At 55.0% G+C, this 22232-nt stretch carries 18 protein-coding genes; 15 read left to right on the top strand and 3 right to left on the bottom strand.

Annotation, left to right across the window (positions count from 1 at the left end; translation table 11 throughout):
- Positions 1–59: 59 nt before the first annotated feature.
- From AC1D11_RS20295 to AC1D11_RS20265, 7 genes are all read left to right on the top strand, one after another.
- Positions 60–1898: a hypothetical protein gene (locus AC1D11_RS20295; protein WP_477646915.1), complete on the top strand. Its 1839-nt coding sequence runs from the start codon at positions 60–62 to the stop codon at positions 1896–1898.
- Positions 1895–4183: a hypothetical protein gene (locus tag AC1D11_RS20290; RefSeq protein ID WP_477651484.1), complete on the top strand. Its 2289-nt coding sequence runs from the start codon at positions 1895–1897 to the stop codon at positions 4181–4183. The genes AC1D11_RS20295 and AC1D11_RS20290 overlap by 4 nt, the downstream gene beginning before the upstream one ends.
- Positions 4183–4824: a hypothetical protein gene (locus AC1D11_RS20285; protein WP_477651483.1), complete on the top strand. Its 642-nt coding sequence runs from the start codon at positions 4183–4185 to the stop codon at positions 4822–4824. Before AC1D11_RS20290 ends, AC1D11_RS20285 begins: the two co-directional genes overlap by 1 nt.
- 139 nt (positions 4825–4963) lie before the next feature.
- Positions 4964–6103 (top strand): hypothetical protein, encoded by a 1140-nt coding sequence (locus AC1D11_RS20280; protein WP_477651482.1) that lies wholly within the window; start codon positions 4964–4966, stop codon positions 6101–6103.
- Positions 6104–6209: 106 nt separating this feature from the next.
- Positions 6210–6581 (top strand): 4-fold beta flower protein, encoded by a 372-nt coding sequence (locus AC1D11_RS20275; protein ID WP_477651292.1) that lies wholly within the window; start codon positions 6210–6212, stop codon positions 6579–6581.
- A 91-nt stretch (positions 6582–6672) separates the two neighbouring features.
- Entirely contained in the window at positions 6673–7347 is a 675-nt protein-coding gene (locus AC1D11_RS20270) for a hypothetical protein (protein ID WP_477651293.1), read from the top strand.
- A gap of 107 nt (positions 7348–7454) precedes the next feature.
- Complete coding sequence (locus tag AC1D11_RS20265; RefSeq protein ID WP_477651294.1) at positions 7455–8132, top strand: DUF6988 family protein; 678 nt, start codon at positions 7455–7457, stop codon at positions 8130–8132.
- A gap of 166 nt (positions 8133–8298) precedes the next feature.
- Here AC1D11_RS20265 and AC1D11_RS20260 read toward each other — a convergent pair whose 3' ends face one another.
- A complete protein-coding gene (locus tag AC1D11_RS20260) occupies positions 8299–10905 on the bottom strand; it encodes an AAA family ATPase (RefSeq protein ID WP_477650027.1) in 2607 nt (868 codons plus the stop codon).
- A gap of 212 nt (positions 10906–11117) precedes the next feature.
- On the opposite strand from AC1D11_RS20260, the gene AC1D11_RS20255 reads away from it, so the two are divergent.
- The 7 genes from AC1D11_RS20255 (at position 11118) to AC1D11_RS20225 (ending at position 19253) form a co-directional block, all read left to right on the top strand.
- Entirely contained in the window at positions 11118–12785 is a 1668-nt protein-coding gene (locus AC1D11_RS20255) for an HsdM family class I SAM-dependent methyltransferase (RefSeq protein WP_477650028.1), read from the top strand.
- The gene (locus AC1D11_RS20250; protein ID WP_477650029.1) at positions 12775–13791 is read left to right on the top strand and encodes a hypothetical protein; all 1017 of its coding nucleotides are present in this window, start codon (positions 12775–12777) and stop codon (positions 13789–13791) included. Before AC1D11_RS20255 ends, AC1D11_RS20250 begins: the two co-directional genes overlap by 11 nt.
- 399 nt (positions 13792–14190) lie before the next feature.
- Complete coding sequence (locus tag AC1D11_RS20245; protein ID WP_477650030.1) at positions 14191–14952, top strand: hypothetical protein; 762 nt, start codon at positions 14191–14193, stop codon at positions 14950–14952.
- Positions 14953–15150: 198 nt separating this feature from the next.
- Entirely contained in the window at positions 15151–15717 is a 567-nt protein-coding gene (locus tag AC1D11_RS20240; RefSeq protein WP_477650031.1) for a hypothetical protein, read from the top strand.
- Positions 15717–16757, top strand: coding sequence for a PIN domain-containing protein (locus tag AC1D11_RS20235; protein ID WP_477650032.1), 1041 nt, complete (start codon positions 15717–15719; stop codon positions 16755–16757). The genes AC1D11_RS20240 and AC1D11_RS20235 overlap by 1 nt, the downstream gene beginning before the upstream one ends.
- Positions 16758–16911: 154 nt before the next feature.
- Complete coding sequence (locus tag AC1D11_RS20230) at positions 16912–17928, top strand: hypothetical protein (RefSeq protein WP_477651296.1); 1017 nt, start codon at positions 16912–16914, stop codon at positions 17926–17928.
- On the top strand, positions 17928–19253 hold the full coding sequence (locus AC1D11_RS20225) for a hypothetical protein (RefSeq protein ID WP_477651297.1): 1326 nt from the start codon (positions 17928–17930) through the stop codon (positions 19251–19253). The genes AC1D11_RS20230 and AC1D11_RS20225 overlap by 1 nt, the downstream gene beginning before the upstream one ends.
- Positions 19254–19495: 242 nt before the next feature.
- Here the strand turns inward: AC1D11_RS20225 and AC1D11_RS20220 are convergent, their stop codons facing one another.
- Entirely contained in the window at positions 19496–19849 is a 354-nt protein-coding gene (locus AC1D11_RS20220; protein ID WP_477651298.1) for a hypothetical protein, read from the bottom strand.
- A 53-nt stretch (positions 19850–19902) separates the two neighbouring features.
- On the opposite strand from AC1D11_RS20220, the gene AC1D11_RS20215 reads away from it, so the two are divergent.
- A complete protein-coding gene (locus AC1D11_RS20215) occupies positions 19903–20778 on the top strand; it encodes a hypothetical protein (protein WP_477647897.1) in 876 nt (291 codons plus the stop codon).
- A 155-nt stretch (positions 20779–20933) separates the two neighbouring features.
- On the opposite strand, the gene AC1D11_RS20210 is transcribed toward AC1D11_RS20215, so the two are convergent.
- Positions 20934–22229, bottom strand: coding sequence for a Y-family DNA polymerase (locus tag AC1D11_RS20210; RefSeq protein WP_477647898.1), 1296 nt, complete (start codon positions 22227–22229; stop codon positions 20934–20936).
- Positions 22230–22232 lie beyond the last annotated feature (3 nt).

Raw genomic sequence — 22232 nt, 5'->3', positions numbered from 1 at the left:
AAAGAGTAGCACTTCCCCAATAATGGTTAGAAGTTAGTTACCTTTCTCGAACAAGGCAAATGAAAACACTTATTAAAACCAGTGCGAAAGTTCATAAGACTACTTATTTGAAGACATTTGAAGTGCCATACGACAAATTGTCAGAAAAGACAGCTGCTTGGCTTGCGCCTGCCTTCGAGGCGTTGGCGGAAAAAGCTAGCTTGCGACCAATTGGTAAAACTAAGTGGAACCTCATAAGTGCCGGAATATTGCTTCTGGACTCGAATGTGTGGTGGGGCGCGATCTGCGACGCGCCAGTAAAGGCTCTCAGCCTCGAAAAGATGATTCGCTTCTTCTCAGAAATGGAGCAACAACTATCTGAAGTCTATGCAGAGAAACCTCAAGTCGCGTCAAGAACGTCCAGTGAGTTGCGTAAATTTTTAAAAGCCTACTTTTCTGAACATAGCGACGATCAGCGCTTAAAGAATAAATCCTCTTATAGGACCGTATTGCCGATAGTTATTGGGGGACGACAGCTAATTAGTGATCTCACAAGTGTTTCGGAGCATCAAGAGAACAGCCTACCGATTGGTGCAATTGAGCACACTGATGCGGTAGATCTCAAAAATCAAACACGCGAAAAAATGAGGAGGGATGTCGATGAGATCAAGCGCGTATGCATGGATGTGCTGACACGTTATCTTGCATCTTGCGAACGTCTCCGAATATGCAGACAAAGAATCATTGATACAGAGGTTGAAGAGGCGCTTAGAGCAAAAATTCGCCACCTTAGCAATCACAAGCTTCAACCGAATTTCACTGAGGCTGAGAAGATCGACTTGATCACCCTATACCTGCTCATTGATTCGAATCTGAGACATCCAATCGAGTTAGGTCGCGGTGGCTATCCTTATTGCAAAGCCATAGCAGATAACTTTCTCGAGAGAATCGCGCTTAAAAAAACGACATTTCGAGCTGCCATGCGTATAGAAATTTCGCCACCGGTTGAAGTCTTGGTGGCTTGCACCTTGCTAATTCAAATTCATACAGCGTGGAATATCAGTTCTGTCCTGGACTTGAATAATCGGGATATTCGCTCGACTGTTGCTCCGTATGAAATTCAGTCGCGTAAATGGAAAGTTTTTGAAGAAACACCGGTTTCCTTCGTGGAAAAAGTTGATGTTGAGATCGCATTGGCTATTTCGGTTTTGAAAGGGAGACTGGAGGCATTAAAGGCACGGGGCTGGGTTAACTCTAATGAGGATTCCCTGTGGCTTAGTTGCGGCGACACTCGCAGGAAAAAACTCAAACCAATTGTTGGCTGGAGTGCTGCTTTGCGGAAATTCCAGGAACAGTACAAGTTGGCTCAATTCAGCCATGAGGAGGTGAGGAATCAGATGCTCGGCTTGGAGAGTTTGGAAAAAGGAGGTGTGTTTGCGGCTATGCACTCAGCGGGGCATAAGTCCATCGCAACCACGGGAGGATACATAGACAAAATACTCTTGCAGCGGGTCAACTCTGCCGTAAATTTGGAGTTTCAGCGTCGATGGGAAACGTCTATCACTTACGAGTTTTCAGATTCCGCCGCACGGTTGAAAAGAGTTCCCATAGGTGACGGCTCGTCTTGCGCCGACATGAAGGCCCCACCTAAAGCCGATTGGATGGAGTTCGGAATTTGCAAAGCTAAACGGTGCCATTCTGAGGGAGGGTGCTCAAACCGGCAGATTGTTATTGACTTGCTGCGGATTGAAGAGGTTGCAAAGACAAAGAGATACTTCGAGAAGAATTGGGAACGACTGCTCAATGCAAACCCTCAAGCATTTGAGGCATATCAACTGCCGGCGATGCTATTCAATATTGGTTTGTTTGGAGCGTTAAAAAATGGACCATATCGGCACCTCTTGAAGGAATCCGAATGAGGGCCGCTGCCATCTCCGTGGCCAACCAACCGGTGGCTCTGCAAGAGACAATTTCGCCAGGAACCTACTTACCTCTAAGCGCTGCACTTAAGGTGAGCGAAACTTGGGTTCTCAAGGTAAAAAAGACTTACGTGGAGCGAGATCAAGAGCCGTGGAAGTCATTTGACCTCAGTTGCTTTTGTCTTCCCCCCTCCCCATTTAACAGCCAAACTATTCAATTAACGCAAAGACCCAAATTTTGCATGACTATCGTCATGGCAATTGACACCTATCTGATCCGAAACGAGCGCTCAAAGTCGATTCATGATCAATGCTCACACATTGTTCGGGCTCTGGTCAAGCTCTTCGAGTACAGCTGGTTAATTGGTTTGTATGATCTTTCTGATTGGAGTCAATTTCATTGGGATGAACTCAAACAGAAGCTCGCAATAGGGTTGTGGGACGAAGCCTTGGATTTAGAGGCTCGATCCTTCAGCGCAGTCAAGAACCTAACGGCGACGCAGATTTCGGCCTTCCTTTCTTTGAAAAAGGCGCGTGGCCAAGAAAAAAACTGGGGTCTTTCAGCCTCGTTCCTTAAGACCATCGGCACGAACACAAGATTGAGTGCCAGTGCAACGATTCTTCGTGCTGTCCTAGTTGCGAAAAGCATGAATGGCGATCAAGACCTTAACGGTTCAGCTACCGTAGAAAAAACGTTTTCATCCAGCACGCTACAAGGCATCCTTACGCATCTTGCGATTGTCAGTGAGCTTTCACCGCCTTACGGCTGGAGCCACATCGACACTTCTGGATCCTATAAATTCGCGGGAACGAACCCTAGCGCTACAAGCCGCCCGGCTCAGAGAACTCCCAGCATGAGCCCTGAGTCAGTCTCGGCCATTCTCACAGAGGCATTTCGTTGGGTCTTAGAGTACGGCCCAATTGCGATTCAAATGCTAAAAAACCTTTGCAGAGAATGTGCACCGCATGCAAGCCGCTCAGTCGCCGAAAAGTGGCGAAAGCAGGCTAAGGTTTTACTCAACTGCAAGGAAGCTCGGGAGTTAGACGCTCTACTTGGAATCAAGCTGACTACGTATTCGGTTCCGAAAGGGGACGGAGCATCTGTGAGTCAGCTGATTAACAAGTTGCAAACCTCATGCTTTGCCATTATTGCGATCATGAATGCTAGGCGAAAGGATGAGATCGGTGGAAAAGCTGTTGGTCTCCATACTACTAGCATGACTGTGCTTGATCGTGAGTTAGGGCTGTATGAATGCCTGTTCTACATAGAAAAAACTACGAAAGACTATGTTCCGTTCCTGATAAATAACATTACCATGCGGGCGATTTCACTTCTTGAGGAAGTATCAGAGATTGCTTGGGAATATCATGAGCTGTGTGGTGGGAAAAGAATTCCAGAAGCCAGCTATCGGGACAGAAAACTATTCTTCTATCCTAGCTTCTCAAACAAACAGGGAATCCCGAGTTGGTATGAATTTTCAACCAATAAGGGAGGAATGGCACGGGCGTTTTTTGTGGATGTGAGGGAAGAGGATTGGAACGTTCTTCCACGCGCGCACATGTTTCGGCGCGCATATGCACTGCACTTTCACTATCGCTTTTCCTTGGGTACGCTGCAAGCGCTCTCGCAACAGATGGGCCATCGGGATACGCTGTGCACGCTGCACTATATCCATGATGCCGAGGCGACGGCACTACACCGGACAGGCGCTTCAATGTGGTCTATTGCCCCAGCGTTGGCTCAGAAAGCTCAACAAGAGCATTTCCGTGAAATTTCGGAAGAAGTAGCTGCTGTGGGGCTGGAAAAACTCCGCCAGCTTATTGCGGAGATAGTTGGAAGCGCGAAATCGTTCTCCGGCGGGTATGCGAAGCTCGTCAGGCGTTTTCACAGCAAAATGTCCCGCAGTATTTCCTATCAACGACTTGAGTTAGATCAGCAAATTTGCAAGCTTCAGGATGCGCTGGTAGCTCGTGGTCATAGGTCCTCGCCTTACAAGCACGGAGACTGCAACTCGCCTGGTGTTAATGGACTTGCACGCTGCTATTCTTCCGACGAGCTGAGACTTCGAAAAGAAGATGCATCTCCCGCTCTTTGCGATGCTTGCTCCTTTCACGATCGCACGCTAGGACATGTACGCGGTCTTCAAGAAGACCTTTCCTTTCTAGAGACTGAGGTTGGAACGACCGCCGCATCAACTGTCTTGGGCATGGCTAAAGTCAACGAAATAGCCAACCTGAGACGAATCATTTACTTAAGCAAGATGCGCCTGGGAGGTGATTTGTAATGGCGAAGAAAAGTTCTGACGGGGTAAGAGGAGCTGCGTCCTCAACCTTGATGGGAAATAAGCCGAAGGTGGCTTATGCCAACGCCGATGCGGCAAAAACAAATATCGTCAACAAAATTCGCGCTTTGAAGAGCGCTCTTGAAGAAAGTACGGTTGAGAGGAGCTCTCTTCCCCATACCCCAAGGCAGTTCAACGCATGGACTTCTTCAAAGCTCCCTGTGAATTTTGGTTATGTCGAACCTTTCGGCACTAATGCACAAGCCACTCTCAAGAAGCATCCGGAGCTTTTTGTATCGCTTGACCAGTTGCTCCAATTAATAAAATCGGCGACGGAAAGTACAAAGAAAAAGCCTCGAGACAGAAGCGAAGTGGTTGCGAGGCTAAAAAGCGACATTAGGTTGCACTTAGTCATTCGTCAGATTGCGGAACGTGAACTTGTCATGGAGCGCCGGCAGACTATTCGGTCCAACGCAAAATATGAGGGCCTGCAATCCAAAATGAGGTCGCTTGAGAAGGAAAGCCAATCTCGGATCTCAGGGCTGACCGAAGCGGTTGCGCAACTAGAGCGGGAGAAAGCTGTATTAATAGCTGCCGCTCGAAAGATCACTCCACTGCGGGGTGTAAATAATGGAAAGGTTTAAAAAGAGCGTTGTGGATTGTGGAGATTCGGTAGAGGTGCTCGTTTACGACTTGACGCAACGATGCGTCGTCAAGCCGTTGAGCAACTACTCCGCTGCAATGTCCCAGGCGCAGCTTGTTAGCACAACAGTTAGCAATGAGATGGATCATTTGCGCCTCTTTTGGGGATACCTGTCTGCGACCAACACGCCTGTCGCAGATGTAAACAATGAGGTAATCCGACTTTTTAGAGATCAGGCTTTGGACAAGGTGCTGAAAAGCCCTTCCTACCGCGGAGATGAAGAAAGCGCTAAAGCCACTGTCAACGTGAAGTTACGTCGCATATATAAGTGGCTTCACTGGCTACAGGCCGAGGGGTTTATCAGGGATGGTACGGTGGGGGATCGATGTGCGGTGTCGAGTTCCGTGGTTGTGCTTGAAGGTTCCCGTATAACCAGGACCACCCCGCAAGCGAGATGGAATATCAGAAGTAGTTGCACATATCCATTGGAATACAAGATCATCCCGAACGGCTCTATGCACCATGTTTCTCAGGATATTCCCACCGAGGAGACGGTAGATAAGCTCCATGAAATTTTCTTCTCAAATACCTATGACCCATATATAGCGCATAGGAATTGCTTGATTGTGGATATCGCATCTGTCATGGGTTTGCGACGTGGATCAATCAGCTCCTTAATGTCCACTCAATTTCAACAAGCCGCTATTGACGTAGTGGGAGAGAGTGAATTTCACGTGCGGCCGAAGAGTCAAAAGTTCGGATATGCAAATACCTTTGTAGTGCCAACGTGGCTTGCTCAGCGAATTTGTGATTTCAGTGAATCTCATTTAAGCGAATTCATTTTACGCAAGAAGATTTCACCCAATAGGCATAAGAACAGACTTTTCTTGTCCAGTCGAGATGGTTCACCTCTTGCTGATCGATCCATCACGAAAACTGTATCTGCTGCAATGCGGTTGACCGGAGCGCGCAAAGGTTCTGCCATCCACGTGTTCCGATCAAAGTTTGCGGCAGAAGAAGTTGAGTTGGAAACTGAAATGCGTAAAGAGGCGGGTTTAGATACCAGCACTTCGAGCATTGCTGATGTCATGGCGATGAAGATGGGGCACCGAGACAAGACGCAGTTCTTGGGGTACGCTTCGCGCGCACAGTCTAAGCTCGCTCGCAAGAAGCGAGCTGCTCAGACCGAAGACATTCAGAAATTGAAGAGCGAAAATGCTCGGATAAAACTTGAACTGGAAGATTTCCGGAACAAGATGCCGGTAGGACGGAGCAAGTAAAGAACAAATCGTTCTGCGTACATCGCCCTCTCACATTGACTTAAGAGTATTTGCAAAGGGTGGTGGTTTGGTCATCTTCACGTTATGCCTCATTTAGGAGATCGCCATGGAAGTGACACTGTATGACGGCACCGGGCACCCGGTGGCCTACATTGCTGGCGACGAAGAGCACTCGATATATCTGTGGAGTGGGCATGCCATCGCCTATTTGAATGGTGAGCATGTCTACGGCTGGAACGGTCAGCATCTTGGATGGTTTGTAGACGGCGTGATGTACGACGTTCATGGACTACGTGCGGGTTCCATCGCAGCGAGATGCCCTTACTCCGTCTATTCATCTCCCTCAAAGTACTCCAAGTACAGCAAGTATTCGAAATACAGCAGGTACAGTCCGTACAGCAAACCCGGTTTCAGCAACGGGTATGGAAGCCAGTCACTTGAGGCCTTCCTCAAGGGCGGCGCTGTTGGCAGCGTATGAGGCATAACATGTCAACCGACACGGATCTACAACAGCAGGCTGCGAATCCGCCGCATGTGTTGGGGGCCCGGTCATTTTCACGTTAGGCGTCATGGAAGCCAGCGCACAGCACACCAGCGAAGTACTGAAGCAAATCAAGATTCTTCGAGCTGATGAGCTGGACATACTTCAGATTGGCACGAAGCTTTTTGGTACTCCGGGAGCACATTTCTTCCCTCTGGATTTACTGGCATATGCTGCCTTAAAGAGAAATTTAAGCACGTCGTCAGCAATCATCCTGCTGGTTGAAGAGTTCAATCTTCTCTCTGCCAGATCACTACTTCGGGTCCATATCGATACAGCGCTTCGCTTCGCTGCTGCGTGGTTCGTGGATAAGCCACACGACTTCGCCTCTGCTGTCCACGGCGGAGCACGCATCGACAAACTCAAAGATCGCGAGAATCAACGTCTTACCGATGCTCGGCTCGTTGAACTGTTGTCACCCGAGCATCCTTGGCTGCCAGCCGTGTACGAGAACCTTTCAGGGTACGTCCATTTCTCTGGCAGTCATGTAACCAGCAGCATCACATCCATCAACGAAGAGACTCGGGAGGTCTCATTTCAGATAAGCAAAACAGATACGCACTATCCGGCATTCAGTTGGATCGAGGTACTTGAGTGCGCTCACGAGGCCACTGGAATCCTGGCCCGCTATCTACTCGGCTACATTCAAACTAAGGCAATGTCGCCCGACGACCTTGCGGCAAAGCGGAAAAGTGAAACCTAACTTCTCCATCGAGAAGACGTGCGCCCCGGCAAACGGCGGGATATGCTCACGCCATGACCTGGAATCCCGAAGACGTCCTCAGCTCGCCTGGCTCGACTGAGCCTAACTTGCTCAAAACCCTCGCCCTGTCTGACGAGCTCGAACAGGCGATCTGGGCGCTGCTCGACCCGGAGGAATTCGACTTGGCGTCCGATGAGCCGAAGTTTGTCGCCTGCTTTGAAGCGTGCCAGCTCGCGATGGAGCACGGCCAGGCCTTGCGCGCTCTGGTTACGTCTAACTTCGACTCCACAGCCGCAGCGGTCCTGCGAGTCCAATTCGAAGCGGTGACGCGCGCGCACTGGGCGTTGTATGCGGCGACCGAAGAGGAGGTCGATGCGTTGATGGCTCCGCTGACCAAGGACGCGGAGGAGGCTGCGTCCAGCCTGCCGATGGCGTCTGGGATGATTAAGGCGATGAGAGGAAAAGGCCCGCCGGGCATGCGTGAGGCCTTCGAAGAATTCAGAACTATCGTGTTGTCGACGCTCAACGCGTTCGTCCATGCGGGTCAACCGTCGATCCGCTTGCACAACGACGGCTACCCACCAGAGCTCTTGGATCGCTTGGTTCGCTACTCGAACGCGTTGCAGACCATGGCCGGCATGGCGATGGCAAATATCACGGGGAACCCGGAGTTGCAAAACGCGATGGCGAAAATACAAAAACCATTCGAAGCTTGCCTGCCTCACTTGCTGCGCCCGGCGCCGACGGCGCCCATTTCTGCCCAGTCGGGCGGGGCCAAACCGTAGTCAGAGGTCCTCGGCCTGACTGACAGCGGCCATTAGCGCGCGCAGGGCCACTATGCCATTGGAGAGCGAATGGACGGCTGTTGAGCCGGACATTCTTTTCCTCGCTGGGGAAGATCCGCCAAATTCAACCGCCTAGCCGGTCCCATTTGTCGACGCATTTGGGAATTCATTTCCGTCCAACCATTGTCGTCTTGGATCGATCATCCGTCTTTTTCCTCCACGCTTCGAGTGCCTCGATGTCTTGAAGCAGTTCATCGGGATGGGGCCTGGGTAGGTGGGCAGCGTGCGCCGGGTCGTGGCCCGCGAACTTTGAGCTCTTCGTCATGCCCGCGTCGATGGCTTTGTAGTCGTCGTCGTCGACCGTCACCCCCTTCAACGCCTGCGTTGAAACACCTTCGCGGAATCGCACCACCACGTTCTGGAACAAAACCTCTTCGACGCCGCGTTCCCATCCCTCGCGCAGGTGGGAGTAAGCGTCCCGGGTCGCCAAGGTGGCTAGTTCCTCCTCGCCCGCCTTATGCAGGGCGGCCACCCGCTGATGCTTGTCGCGCAACGCCTTCACCCGCTTGGAAGTGGCCAACGTGTCGAATGGCAGCCGGTCAGTCTGGACGCCAAAGCCCTGAGCGGTGCGGTGAATGCATTGAGTCGTAGGCTCGACGCCGGCGCCCTCGGCTTCTTGTTGAAGGATACAGAGGAAGTAGATGTCATGAGTGAAGACAATCACCTGCCGCGTCTTGGCTTCTTCGGCCAGACGCCGCGCCACCTCCCAACGCCGGCGATGGTCCAAGGACGACACGGGGTCGTCAAAGACAATGCCTCCTCGGCCTTTGCCCAGTCGAACCTCGGCCAGAAATGACGCGATAGCAATGGCGCGCTGCTCGCCTTCACTCAGGATCGCAGAGGGCGCCCCTCCACCAGGTAGCTGCAAAGCCAGTTTGAAGGTTGTCCTCCCCCCAGGCGATTCAGGCTTCATGACGATTTGGAGCTCATGCACGTTGAGGTTCTTGAGCTCCTCGTTCAGCGCATCGGCGACCTCCTGCGTCGCCATGGTCGTGGATAGCGTCGTGGACTGACGCGAAATCGCCGTGGTGCCGGTGTCCTCCTCGCATTTGCGATGCTTGTCAATCAGAACGAATTTCTCAACGCAATCCAGGGCGTGGGTTTTCAACTCCAAGAGTCGTTCGCGCGCCGTCAGCTCAGCAAGCTCAACGGCGAGAGCCGCGCGCGCCTTCTGGTCGGAAGCCTCTTCAAGTGCCTTGGCTTCCGCAGCAAGCTTGCCAGCGATCGCAGAGAGAACCGGGCTGGGGTCCTTAGGAAGCGCTGGGATCGCGTCCCACGATCCGCCGCCCGCTGCAGCCACCGCAGCACCTTGGCGCTTGATAAGGGCATCAGCCATCGCCTCGCAGGCGGCGCCAAGATCAGCGGCGGCGGCCTCCAACTGCTTAGGGATCGTGCCGATCAGATCTAGATCCATCGAGGCATCTCGCAGCGCCTCGAAAGCCGCGGCTGCGGCTTGGCGCGCCGCTTTGAATGCTTTGGCTGCTTCTTGCTGGATGAGGGCATCGAAGGCGGCCAGCCGCGCGGAACCCTGATCGCCCAGTGGATTCTGGCAAAGTGGGCATTGTTCGCCAGGTGGGAGCGCCTGCAGGGTATGGCCAGGATGAGACTCCACAACGAACGCGCGAGCCTTCTCAAAAAGCTCCTTCCATAGTTCTCCACCGGTTCCTGGCAGCATTCCGGGGGTCTTCGCAAAGTTGTCCGCCGCTTGGCGCGCGACTTCTTTGGCGGCGTTGGATTTTTCCACCAAGGCCTTCAGCTTAGCCAAGGCGTCCGCGGACACCGCAGCTGAGGCCTTGGCGATGCGGTCGGCGACGCCGGAGAAAAGTCCCGCTCGCGTGCGCAGGTCTTGGGCCTTTTGCCTTGGGTCGGCCTCGGCGAGCGTCTTTTCCAAGACTTCCTTGCGCGAGACCTCGTCCTGCGAGAGCGTGCCGAGAGCCTCGATGTCCTCGGGCTTGGTCAGCGACGACAGCTTGGACACGAGCGCGCCGACCTTGGTAGGCGTCTTGCCCAACGCAGCAAAAAGCTCAATGTTGGGCGCGAGAGCGGTTCGCTCCTTGACCGACATTGCCCTCAGTCCGTTGCAAAGCTTGACTAGGCCTTCAAGAATGTCGAGGCCGTAGGGGGCATATGCGAAGTCGCCCTGGTTGTCCACGTAGGCGCGCGCGCAGTGAGCGTCGAAGATGGCGATGTCGCTAAGCTCCGCCGGCCCGCCTTTGTCCGCGGCCCACGCGCCCTCAACAACTACGCCGTCGACGATCATGTCGAACGTCGCGCGCGCGGGTGCCGCCTTGCCCGTCTTGCGCGCGTCCGGCAGCAGTGGTTCGCGCTGATCGCGCGCGCGGCACGCCTTCTTCAAGACGCGCGAGTAGCCGGACTTCCCCGCCCCGTTTTCGCCGTAAACGATGGTGAGTCCAGTTGGATGGATCGCAAGGCGTTGGCCCTCCGCCAGGGCATTCACGCTCACCAGGTCTTTGATCGCCGTGATCTGCACCAACCGGTCGACGACCGCTGGCGCCGCGATCTGCTCCGGCGCTAACTTGATAGGAATGGTGTTCTTGGGGTCTGGAATGCCGTGGGTCGCTTTGAGCAGGGCGTAGCACTGCTCCACCTCGGCTTGTCCAAGTTGCCTGTCGGCGTAAAGCCGAGCGATGGCGTCTTGCTGCCACGCGGGCAACTTTTGAGACCACTCATGGATCTTTTGCAGTATTGACATGGGCTCCCTCCATGTCGGCTTATGCTCAGTTTTTTAGATCTATGGCGCCGACCTTGTTATGGTATTGCATACGTCGCCGCCCAATTAGCTGAGAAAACCCTTAGAGGCCTGACCTTTGAGAGACGTTCCGCGACGTCGTGCAACGCTGCGCTCGGTGCGAAGAAAGCCTAGGCGGACAAGCGCGCTGAGCAAGCGGCCTTTAGAATGCGTCGATGGCCTCTGAACGCGTGAAAAACCTGCTCGACACCCCGGCGCTCCGCAAAGAGCGCGGCGCGTTCTTCACGCCCTCTGCCATCACTGAATTCGTGGCCAACTGGGCTATCAGATCGCCTGGAGACCGGGTGCTCGAGCCCTCCGCAGGCGACGCAGCCTTCCTCGTCGCCGCCGTGGCTCGCATCGCCAAGCTTCGAAAAGGCAAGGGCGCAGAGCCCGAGGTCGACGGCGTCGAGATCCATGCCTACAGCGCGACCGTCGCCCGCCGCCGCGTTCGCGAAGCGGGGGGCAAGGCCAATGTCTTGCGAAGCGACTTCTTCGACGTCGCGCCTGAGCCGTCGTACGACGCGGTGATCGGTAACCCGCCCTACATCCGCTATCAAAACTTCTCCGGCGAGTCACGGGCGAAGTCTCGGCGGGCTGCGCTCCAAGGCGGCGTCTCACTGACGGGCCTGGCTTCGAGCTGGGCAGCGTTCACGGTGCACTCGGCCCTATTTTTGAAGGCTGGCGGTCGCTTGGGCCTGGTGCTTCCTGCGGAACTGCTGTCGGTGAACTACGCCGCGCCGGTGCGCCAGTTCCTCTTCGATCACTTTCGGCAAGTCGAATTGGTCTTGTTCGCCCAGCAGGTCTTCCCCGAAGCTGAGGCCGACGTGGTGCTGCTACTGGCGGAAGGCTTCGGAGAGGGCCCGGCTGGGCACGCGGTCATCCGCCAAGCGAAGAACGCGGCCAGCCTCGCTACTTTGGAGGCCGGACAGTCTTGGACGCCGGCCGACCCAGCCGGCAAGTGGACGAGCAGCTTAGTCGATCCGCGCGCGTTCGATCCTCTCAAAGCGCTGCTGCGAGGCGGGCAATTCGCGCCGCTCGAAGCCTGGGGCGACACTACGCTTGGCATTGTCACGGGCAACAACAAGTATTTCGCCGTGTCTCCCGCCCGCGCGAAGGAGCTCGGCCTTCGCCGCGGGGAGCTCTTGCGGCTGTCGCCTCCTGGCAGCTCCCACTTGCGCGGATTGGAATTGAGCGCCGGATCGCTCGCCAAGCTTGGCAAAGAGGGGCAGTCGACGCTTCTTTTCTACCCCGGCGACACACCTTCGGAAGAAGCGGCGAGCTACATCGAAAACGGCCATCGCGCCGGCGTCGACACCGCCTACAAGTGCAAGGTGCGCAAGACGTGGTATCGCGTGCCGCTGGTAAAGCCTGCCGATCTTCTCCTGACCTGCATGAACGCCGACACGCCGCGTCTGACGTCCAACACGGCGGGCGCCTACCACCTCAACTCCGTCCACGGCGTTTACTTCAACGCCGCCGATAAGGATATTGGCCGCGAACTGCTTCCCTTGGCGAGCTTGAACTCCGCCACGCTCATGCATGCGGAGATGGTTGGCCGCGCTTACGGCGGCGGCATCCTGAAATTGGAGCCCAAGGAGGCCGACGTATGGGCCATGCCATCGAGCGAGCTTGTCCGTTCGCGAGCTGACGCGTTGAGGGCCATCAAACAGTCCGTCGCCGAAGCGTTGAGCCGGAGCGATCTCCTGGGGGCCGTAGAACTCGTCGACCGCGCGCTGCTCGTCGATGGCGGCGTCGCGACGATGAAACAAGTCGAGCGCTTCAGGGCCGCGCGGGCTCTCCTAGCGAACCGTCGCGTGGGGAGGTCTAACAGTGGCCACTGAACCGTCTTCCAAAGGCAAAGCGTGGGCCATCTACGACCGCATCGTGGAGGCCGCGGCCCCTGGCGGCGTCCACACGAATCCGTGGTTCAAAGGAACGGACGGAGCGCGCCGCTTCGTCCCTGACTACGCCACTCTGGAGCTGTTGCTCGGCGTGCCGCTCCATCTTGGCGCGAACACTCAGTCCGGAGTTCCAGCGCTCGCCCTCGACGTGTGGCTTAGCTACGAGCTGCGTCGGGCGGGCTTCGGCGCCGATCAGACCTGGCCGCGGCCTACGCATCCGCGCATCCTGCCAGCGTCCGTTGCCAAGCTCCTCGAGGTCCTGCCTCGGGCCGAGGCCGATCCGATCCGCGCGCGCATCGAGCGCGAGGGCGCCCTGTCCGGCGTCACATCGTCGAGCGCCACGATCCTGGGCAAGAACTATTTGAAGCAGGTCGACGTCATCATCACGGACTGGGCCACCGGCCCCGAGCTTCTCATCTCGACCAAGCGCATGGACTCGTCTTACGGCAAGAACGCGCCCAACCGGGTGGAGGAGTCCTATGGCGACGCCAAGAACCTGCGGCTGCGTCACCCGCTCGCCGCCCTCGGCTTCGTGTTTGGATTGCGTTCGGACATCTTGACCAAGGAAGCCGCCACTGCCGAGTGGCTCTTCGACTTGCTTGTGAAGTTGGGGCGCGAGGACGACGCCTACCACTCCACGGCACTGGTGTTGATGGAGTATTCGGGCGCGCAAGCCGTCGTCGAGAACGGAGATGAGCCCACCGAAGATGTCTTGCGAGCTCCTGGCGTCGAAGCCGCGGGCGGTGTCGCACCGGACGCCACCGCAGACGTGGACCGCGCGATAGAGCGGCTGCCGAAGGTCAAAGTGAGGCTTGACGCCACGCCGGAGGAACTCATGCCCGGCCGCTTCCTAGCGGCGATGGTCGACCGCGTCCTCGCGACCACGCCTGTCACGATGCACAAAGAAGCCCGGCGTCGCCGGGTAGAGCTGACTCAAGCCAAGTAAGTCGCTGTTGCGGCCAGGCGCCACTACGATGGCGCGCGGCAAGGCCACAGGCTAGCGATCGAGAACGCGACCCAGGGGGCCGTTCAGGTTTGCGAATGACGCGATGACCATCCAGCACAAAGTCGAGCGCGCGTCCATAACCCTGCTGTATCAAGTTGGAAACTTGCCCATCGCGAAGCGTGACTGGAGCATCAGGCTCCGCGCGCTTGTAGTCCGGGCTCGAAGTTGACATCCGCGCGTGAGGTGGATTAAAGTCGGACTAGGCGCTCGTCGATGCCTGCTGCTCACCATGGCAAACCCTCCCGGGACGACTTTCATCACCATCTTCAATCCTGATTCCCTTTGTAGGCGAGTCACTGGCAGTGAGCACCCGCGATTCGCATACGGAAGGAATCTGTCATGCGATACATACCCACGTCCGACGCTGTTGTCGAGCGCTTGCGCAAGCAAGCGAAGAAGCTTCAACGTAGCGGCGGAGGCAAACATACCGATTTGCTTAACAAGGTCGCTAAGGCCGCAGGCTACGACCACTGGCACCACGCCGTTAAGTGCAACGAAAACGCCAAGGCGTCGATTCAGATGCGCTCGATCCGCGAGGAATGCGAGGCCATCGTCGCCGCGGAGCAGCGAGGCACTGTCAAGATTGTTATGACCCAGGCTGGCGTCGCCTGTCCGCCGTTCGTGCTCTTCTCGACGGGCGTTGGCGACGCTTGGCTGCTCGAGCCCGACGAACAATTGGCGATGTGCCTCGTATGGCAGGGCGCGCGCGAGGAGATCGGGATCTCGGAGGATCCATCGCGCATCGAAGTGGCTTGGGATGGTTCTTACGAGCTCCTGGGCGATTTCTTTCGCTTAGAGACGAACAACCCGAGGATTGGCGACCGTGCGATTGGTGGCTATCCATTGGCCGAAGTCCGAAAAATGCTGGATAAGGCCCAGTCGACACTGACAAAGATGGCCGCGGTCATCGGTCAAGTGGACGCGGTGGAGATCACCGCCGAGGTGGTCGCCCAGATGGTCAAGAAGGGCTGGAGCGAGGATGAGGTCTTGAAGATGAAGGCCGAAGGCTTCCGCTACTCTCCCGGCCGCGACACCCTTCTCGGCCCGGTCATGGACAGTGACGACATGGACGACGAGGGCGACGAGGCAGAGTTTCGTTGATCGAGGGCAAGACGGCGAGCGCGCTTGACGCGCCGTCTTCAGCCAACTGATCGATCCGCATTCGTAATGCTGACGTTGTGCTTGCGTAAAGGGTGCCATCCCGTTCCGTTCACTTATCCCAGTATCTAGCTCGTGCGGAGATAAACTGCATAGAAGCGCTGCGCAGCGGGACTACTCTTTTTGTGATTAGGAGGCGGGATGACCCTGACGAACCAGAACATGTGGACCGCACTCCTGTTCCTCATCGGATCAGGGCTGCAGATTAGCGGGTTTCAGGCGCAGTGGGCTGCGAATACGTGCTTCGTAATTAGCGCAAGCCTGCTTTTATATGGCGTAATTGAGACGGCTAACGTCCCCGGCGGCCTTACGTCAAAGTGGCACGCATGGTTGGCGCTGCGTCTTGGCGGCAAGCTGTCTTTGCGCGACGCGGCAAGAATCGCGTACGAAGGTGGCCGCAAGAATAGGACGTTGTGGGCAACCGCCGCTGAGCGGATGGGCACGGATAAGACGCCGAACGGCGTACTCGACTACGTAGCCACGTACTTCGGCATGACCGTGACGATCATCGGCAAGCGCCCACCAAGCACCCTGGACGAGACCATCGAGACGACGATGTCGGGCCAGGGAACGTTCGAAGGCGGTGCTGATCGCCTAAAGATGAACGACGAGTACACGGTGTTTACCGATCTCCGCGTGAAGGCAAAGGATGTGAAGCTAGTCGTTGCCAAGATGAGTGAAAAGGTATTCGAGGATGGGGCGGGCTGATGTTCAATGTCCTTCTTGACACGTGCGTGTGGCTCGACCTTGCGCAGGATCGGAAGCTGCGTCCGCTTGTGCTCGTGTTGGAGAATATGGTACGCAGGAACATGCTGCGACTCGTGGTGCCAGAGCTCGTTTTCAACGAGTTCAAGCGGAACCGTAGTCGAGTCGCTCAGACCGCGGCTAGAAGCCTAAAGGGGCATTTTCAGCAAGTTCGCGAAGCGCTGACCCGTTTGCCCGGAGACACACGCCGCAAGAACTCCCTGCTCAAGCAGCTCGACGATGCGAACCACAAGGTACCCATCGTTGGCGGGCAAGTCGAAGGCGTGCTGGATAGACTTGAGAAGCTTCTGACCGAAGCGAAGCACTTGCAACCTTCAGACGCTGCCAAGATGAGGGCGGCGGAACGGGCTTTGCACCGCAAAGCGCCTTGTCAGCACGAGAACAAGAACGGGATGGCAGACGCGATCCTATACGAGATGTATGTCGACCTCGTGAAGGCCGCACCACCGGGTGAGCGGCTCGCATTCGTGACGCACAACAAGTCGGACTTCGGCGCGCAAAACGCTCGGTTCCCGCACGCAGACATCGCCAACGCGTTCAGCCGCGTGAAGTCACTGTACTTCATCAACCTCGCTGAGTTGCTTCGGCGCGTTGAACCGTCGACGGTCAGCGAACTGGTGTGGGAGCAGTCCTGGGAGGAAGAGCCGCGCGGCCTGCACGAGCTGCTCAAAGCTGAGGACCTTCTGTTCCATCAGGTTTGGTACAACCGCAAGATGGTCATGCGCGAGCGCATCGAGGACGGCAAGCTCAAGATAGTGACCAGAGCGGATTGGGACAATGCGGTCGAGGGCCCCGGACGACACTCAGGGATGGTGATCGACAGCGTTTGGGAAATGTCACTGCGCACGCAGCGTCAGTGCGAGAAGCAGTACGGCATCGAGAACCTCGGCCCGTGGTCTGACTTCGAGTGGGGCATGATCAACGGCAAACTTTCGGCGATCCGTTGGATGCTTGGCGATGAGTGGGACATGCTCGACACGTAGGAGGGACCTATGTCGACGGAACGGTTAGGCGACCAAGCCCTGTGCGGTCGACGATGGTGCGCAGAAATTTGTTAATGAAAATGGCTGAGGACTGTAGGTCAAGTAGGCTCGCGCTGAGTCGGCAGACTGATAACATCGTAGGAGAGGAAAGCACATGCCCGTCAATATTACGTTCCGCTCAAAACTGATTGGGGATGTTCACACCTTCTGCAAAAACTCAAAGTTGGGCATTTTGAACGATCAGCTCAACCTCGTTGAGCTGATTGTTTTGCTGTCTCGGTATCAAGAAGAAGGTGTCGATCTGTGCCCCCGGGTGTACATCACCAGCGATATTCAGGCGATGGCTAAGATGCTACCTGGCGGCGAACAGTACAAGTTGGGAAGCAGTTCAGCTGACCCAAAGGGTATAAGACAGGCTCTTAAAAAATGTGCTCCCCTCGCGACTGGCGACTGGATGATTTACATCACCGACTCTGAAAAATCGATTGAGTACGGTGTTTTTAAGGGCGAAAGCAACCCCATCTCCGTCTCTGTCGACTCGATTATTCTCTCTAATGAAAACGACTTCCGCGCCGTTCAAATATGCCAGCTAGCTAAGGACTGTGTCGAAACGCGTTCTAGTCACGGCGACCGCCATTACATCTTTCTAAACCATCGGGACGAAGATAGCCCTCCACCACTACAGTACCTAGAACTTCTTGTTGAAGCGATTACATCGAAGATTACTGCTGAACGCCGGGAGGCATTGAAGAGCTACCTAAATAAACTCCTATACGACGCTCTTCGCCAGTCGCATGGATGCCTCATCGCCGTCTCTGCCGAAGACGAGGTCCCCGCGCTCCTGTCTACAGACGGAGTTTTTCTTGAGAACGCGATCAACTTCGCAGAGCTTGTTGCGGAAGTTTCGGATAAGAGCATCGATTCTGCACAACTCGACAGTAAAGGCACGTTGCTTAAGGGAATGCTGAACAGTGACGGAATCATTGTGTTCAATCAACGTGCCCAACTCCTGGGCTTCAACTGCTTTGTCAAGACGGCCAACGCTGATGAGGTTGTGGGAGGCGCGCGAAAAAGAGCTTTTGCTACGCTTTCGGAAAATGTTGGGAAAACCTTGTACGTAGCGTTCATGCAATCACAAGATGGTTGGTCCGAATTTAAAGGAGCAAATTAATGACGACTATCGCACTCTGGCAACCTGCTAATAATGAGTTGGTACCAGCGACCGCCGAGACTCCGCTTGCGATTACTGAATATGCACTTCAGCTCGCAAAGAAGGACAAGGTTCAGATCGTTGCAGCTTTTGACTCTGGCCACTTCGAGATGGGTGTCAGCTATCTTTGGGGACGCACGATAAATGCTCTCAAGAAGGAACTCTCGAACGTAGGTGTTAGCCTAATTGGCGAAATGCTTGGCCGGACTGATGTCGATGAGGATGACGACATCAACGACATATTGACCGACAAGGAAGCGATTCGGCTAGCGGAGGAACTGGGTGTCATTTCATCGACAGATGGGATGCGGCTGCGACACACTTACGAACTCATCACGCACTTTTCGCAGATGGACGATGACTCCGGCGATCTGGAACGGCTAAAAAAGCACGAGGCGCTTGCGTCTCTGGAAGCATGTGTATCCGGAGTTCTGGGGCGACCCAAGATCGAAGTCGCGACAAAGTTCATCGAATTTCGTGCCGCCTTGGAATCGCAAAGTATGAAGGAAGGTGATCCATACGTGGAGATGTTGAAGGGGTCGCCCTACTTCTTCCACAAGCTCACTATCAGTGTATTGATGAATGCTGCCAAAAAGAATGTCGGCGCCAATCTGGAACATGCACTTGCCAACATCAACACGCTTTTGCCTGTGCTTTGGGACAACCTCCGACATACTGAGCGGTGGCAGGTTGGGCATGCATACGCTGAAGCATATGCTGATGGCAAGACAACAGTTGTCGGCGGTCTGAAGAGTGCACTTCTGAAAGTCAAGGGATTTGACTTTGTACCTGAGAATCTTCGCAGTGATACTTTTGTTAAAGCCGCAGATGCTATCGTCAAGGCACATGAAGGCCTGAACAATTTCTACAACGAAGCCGCCGCCGTAAAAGCACTAACGAAGCTTGGCACGACCATTCCGACGCCAGCCTTTCCAGCCTGCCTCAGTGCTTTGCTTTGCATCACGCTCGGGAACGAGTACGGTGTTGCTTGGACTGCACAGATCGATGCGAAATCAATCCTTGATTCCATCACCGCGGAGCGTTGGGCGTACTACCTCAATAACGTTCTTCCTAGCGATACAAGAATTTTTGGCAAACTCTCCAGTCAAAAACCAATTTCAAACTTTATCGCGCTGGTCAAGGAGCGGAACTTGTCCAAGATAGATTTTAAAAATAAGACTGTGCAACTACTGGTTGAGGCCGCTGTCAAGGACGACGTGATAAAGCTTCAGATCCTCGCAACTAAAATGCGTGACGAATACTACGGAAAACAAGCCAAGGCATAAGGATCCGCCGCGAAGGCGACCATTCGATTCAGTTCCCGTACCGTGAGCGCCAGCTCCCAGACTGCAGCGGAGATTTCGATAATAAGTTCGGAACCATGATCCCAAAGCAGTCATTGATGAAGGACTGGACTTGGCCCGAAAGCAGTCGTTCTCTCGTTTCTAAAGTCGCCAAACTCATGTGGGCATCACCAGAAGTTCGATGACAGATGGTCAAGAATTTCCTGATTGGGTTAAATCAACAATCAATCGGTCGCTGGTGGTTTTCGCCAGGCGATTTCAGCCGCACGTGTCAGTAGCTGTGTGCAATAGTCAGCGTGAAAGTTCTTTTGACAGTCTTGCCAAAACGAAGTCCGGAACTGAACGGCAAGTTGTGCGCTCGTTTGAGCTGAAATCTCCTCTAAGAGTTTGCCTTTCACGTTCACGCATTCGTCGATTTTCGACACGCCGATGATGTTGCACTTTCGAGCAGCGGAGACTAGCATTGAACCGGCAATTGAAGCCGCCGCTGAGACGGCAGCCTCTTTTTGTTCTGTTGTTTGCTCTTTCGCTCCGCAGGCCGCTAGCAACAATGCGGGTGCCATCCAAAATACTTTCATAACAGCCTCCTGGCTTCATACTATCCTCAGATACGGGATAGACCAAGGCGCCTTTGCTCATTTTCATCAATCTAGCTCAGGACTATGACTGGCTCTTTGTACAAGCCCTAGAGCCACATGGCCATCTCTACAACCCGAATGAAAGGGCGGTTGACCGGTACTGTCTATGGCACGAAATACAGGAGCGTCTTGTATTCCCTCGCAACTACCGCGTTTTTGTATCGCAAGAACTCAAGGGAAACAGAAAATACTCTCAATTGAAAGCCGTATTGCAGGAGGTAAAGACCGCATTCCGTAGTGGCGGATCCTTATCCCCCTATCTGTCTAGTCGCGTCTCAAACTTCGGGAAAAAAGGACGTGACTACATGCTGCAGCACTGGCATATTCGCCACCTTCATCTAAGCCCGGTCAGTTCTATCGATGGCAAGGGTTTGGTTCAAAGAGCTGATGACCTCCTATTTTTCAAGGTGGAGGGTGATTGTGTATATTTTTTGGATATCCTGTCGCACGCTGAACCGAACCTCTTCGAGCAAAAACGGCTTTTAGGCGTTGTTGAGAAAAACTGGCCCAAGCTCCACGGTCACGTGCGGGTTCGAGGCCGTTCAATCGAAAAAACTCTCAATCCCGAGGAGGTGCGCCGACTCAGACGCCGGAACGTCAATATGTTTGAGAGCATTGGTGAGCGAATAATTGCACCGGGTATGGGGGTTTCGGCCGGAGGCACTTCACTTGACGCAGTTCGGACATATGACCGGCATCAGGAAGAACTCGGGCATCTGGAAGCTCGTATAAAAACGCGGTTTTGGGAATGCTTCCCGCAGTGCATGAGTCAAGGTTTAGCTCATGTCCGGTTAACCGGTCTGTGGGAGTCTGGCTTCGACACTCATGAGATGTTTTCGGGCGCACAAGTCCAATTCAAAACCTGCTAACTAGTTTGCACTCGGAGTCATTGGTCCTAGCACGCAACATACGCGGCTGACGGCGACTAGTAATCATGTGTATGGTGTGCATCCGGAACGTGAGCATGGCTATGGCGGTCCGCCACTTCGATAGAGGTTGGCGCTTTTCCTGCCTCGGCAGAGCTTTAGGCCTTCGCAACTGGGAGATCGTCCCAGCAGGTTGTGTATTGCGGCGTCAGCAGGTTTTGCTTCATCTCAAAATCACGCTGCGGCCCCTTCATACCAGCGCTAGCCACCACCACGGTCCCACGACCGTAGCGGTCATTTAGCTTGTCCAGCGCCTCCATCAGATGGCCGCGTGAAGGCGCCTCAGGTTCCAAATCCAGCTCCCTTTGCTCTAGGTTTCCGTCCTGAAGATCGAGCAGCATCACTCCCGCTTTGGCAAAATTAAAACCCGGCCGGTAGATGGCTTCAATGCCGCGTACCGCCGCATTGACCAGCGCCACTGTGTCGTCTGTTGGGCGGCGCAATGGAAGGATGAGGCTCCTGCTGTACTTCGGGCCTGGTCGGAAAGCGCTGGTGTGAGCAAATACCTGGAGCTGGCCAGCCTTGCTGCCCTGATCGCGAAGCTTGACGGCTGCTCCGCTAGCAAAGCGGGTCACTGCGGCAATGAGGTCCGCTAACTCAGTGACGGCTCCCCCAAAGCTTCGGGTGAATGCAATCTCTTTCTTCGGTGCCGGCTGGTCTTCGAGGGTAATGCACTGCTGGCCCTGCAACTCACGCACAGTCCGTTCCAACACCACGCTCCAGCGCCTGCGCACGGTCGCGGGATCTAAGCGCACCAGGTCCAGCACGGTATGCACCCCACCTTCATTTAGCTGCTCCGCGATACGGCGCCCAACACCCCACACTTCGGATACGTCTGTGGTTTGAAGCACGGCATCGAGGTCCGCCGCTGGCAAGCTGGCCAGATTGCAGACACGGGCGAGCTCTGCGGGGTAGCTGCCAGCTTTGCGGTCAGCGCTCTTGGCAATGTGATTTGCCAGCTTGGCCAGGGTTTTTGTGCGCGCTATGCCGATGCCGGTGGGGATGCCGGTCCATTGCAAAACGCGCTCACGCACCCGCTGCGCCCGCGCTGTCAGATCACCTTTGACCCCGGCCATGTCGATAAATGATTCATCAATACTGTAGATCTCCTGCCCTGGGCCTAGCCCACCCGCCACGGACATCATGCGGTCGCTCATATCGCCGTAGAGCACAAAGTTCGCCGAAAGCGCCACCACACCGTGCTCTTCGGCCAGATGCCGGCATTCAAACCACGGCGCGCCCATGCGAATACCAAGGGCCTTTGCTTCGTTGCTCCGTGCGATGGCGCAACCATCGTTATTGCTCAGGACAACAACCGGACGATTCTTCAAGTCAGGACGAAAAGCCCGCTCACAGCTCACATAGAAGTTGTTGCCATCGACCAGTGCAAACATGGC

The sequence above is a fragment of the Polaromonas sp. P1_E11 genome, assembly GCF_056405995.1.
This window is presented reverse-complemented; position numbering and strand designations above follow the sequence as displayed.

What these genes read in the sequence shown, in the direction of transcription:
- AC1D11_RS20295 (WP_477646915.1), top strand. Translation starts at nt 60, where the DNA reads ATGAAAACACTTATTAAAACCAGTGCGAAAGTTCATAAGACTACTTAT.
- AC1D11_RS20290 (WP_477651484.1), top strand. Translation starts at nt 1,895, where the DNA reads ATGAGGGCCGCTGCCATCTCCGTGGCCAACCAACCGGTGGCTCTGCAA.
- AC1D11_RS20285 (WP_477651483.1), top strand. Translation starts at nt 4,183, where the DNA reads ATGGCGAAGAAAAGTTCTGACGGGGTAAGAGGAGCTGCGTCCTCAACC.
- AC1D11_RS20280 (WP_477651482.1), top strand. Translation starts at nt 4,964, where the DNA reads ATGGATCATTTGCGCCTCTTTTGGGGATACCTGTCTGCGACCAACACG.
- AC1D11_RS20275 (WP_477651292.1), top strand. Translation starts at nt 6,210, where the DNA reads ATGGAAGTGACACTGTATGACGGCACCGGGCACCCGGTGGCCTACATT.
- AC1D11_RS20270 (WP_477651293.1), top strand. Translation starts at nt 6,673, where the DNA reads ATGGAAGCCAGCGCACAGCACACCAGCGAAGTACTGAAGCAAATCAAG.
- AC1D11_RS20260 (WP_477650027.1), bottom strand. Translation starts at nt 10,905, where the DNA reads ATGTCAATACTGCAAAAGATCCATGAGTGGTCTCAAAAGTTGCCCGCG.
- AC1D11_RS20255 (WP_477650028.1), top strand. Translation starts at nt 11,118, where the DNA reads ATGGCCTCTGAACGCGTGAAAAACCTGCTCGACACCCCGGCGCTCCGC.
- AC1D11_RS20245 (WP_477650030.1), top strand. Translation starts at nt 14,191, where the DNA reads ATGCGATACATACCCACGTCCGACGCTGTTGTCGAGCGCTTGCGCAAG.
- AC1D11_RS20240 (WP_477650031.1), top strand. Translation starts at nt 15,151, where the DNA reads ATGACCCTGACGAACCAGAACATGTGGACCGCACTCCTGTTCCTCATC.
- AC1D11_RS20235 (WP_477650032.1), top strand. Translation starts at nt 15,717, where the DNA reads ATGTTCAATGTCCTTCTTGACACGTGCGTGTGGCTCGACCTTGCGCAG.
- AC1D11_RS20230 (WP_477651296.1), top strand. Translation starts at nt 16,912, where the DNA reads ATGCCCGTCAATATTACGTTCCGCTCAAAACTGATTGGGGATGTTCAC.
- AC1D11_RS20225 (WP_477651297.1), top strand. Translation starts at nt 17,928, where the DNA reads ATGACGACTATCGCACTCTGGCAACCTGCTAATAATGAGTTGGTACCA.
- AC1D11_RS20220 (WP_477651298.1), bottom strand. Translation starts at nt 19,849, where the DNA reads ATGAAAGTATTTTGGATGGCACCCGCATTGTTGCTAGCGGCCTGCGGA.
- AC1D11_RS20210 (WP_477647898.1), bottom strand. Translation starts at nt 22,229, where the DNA reads ATGTTTGCACTGGTCGATGGCAACAACTTCTATGTGAGCTGTGAGCGG.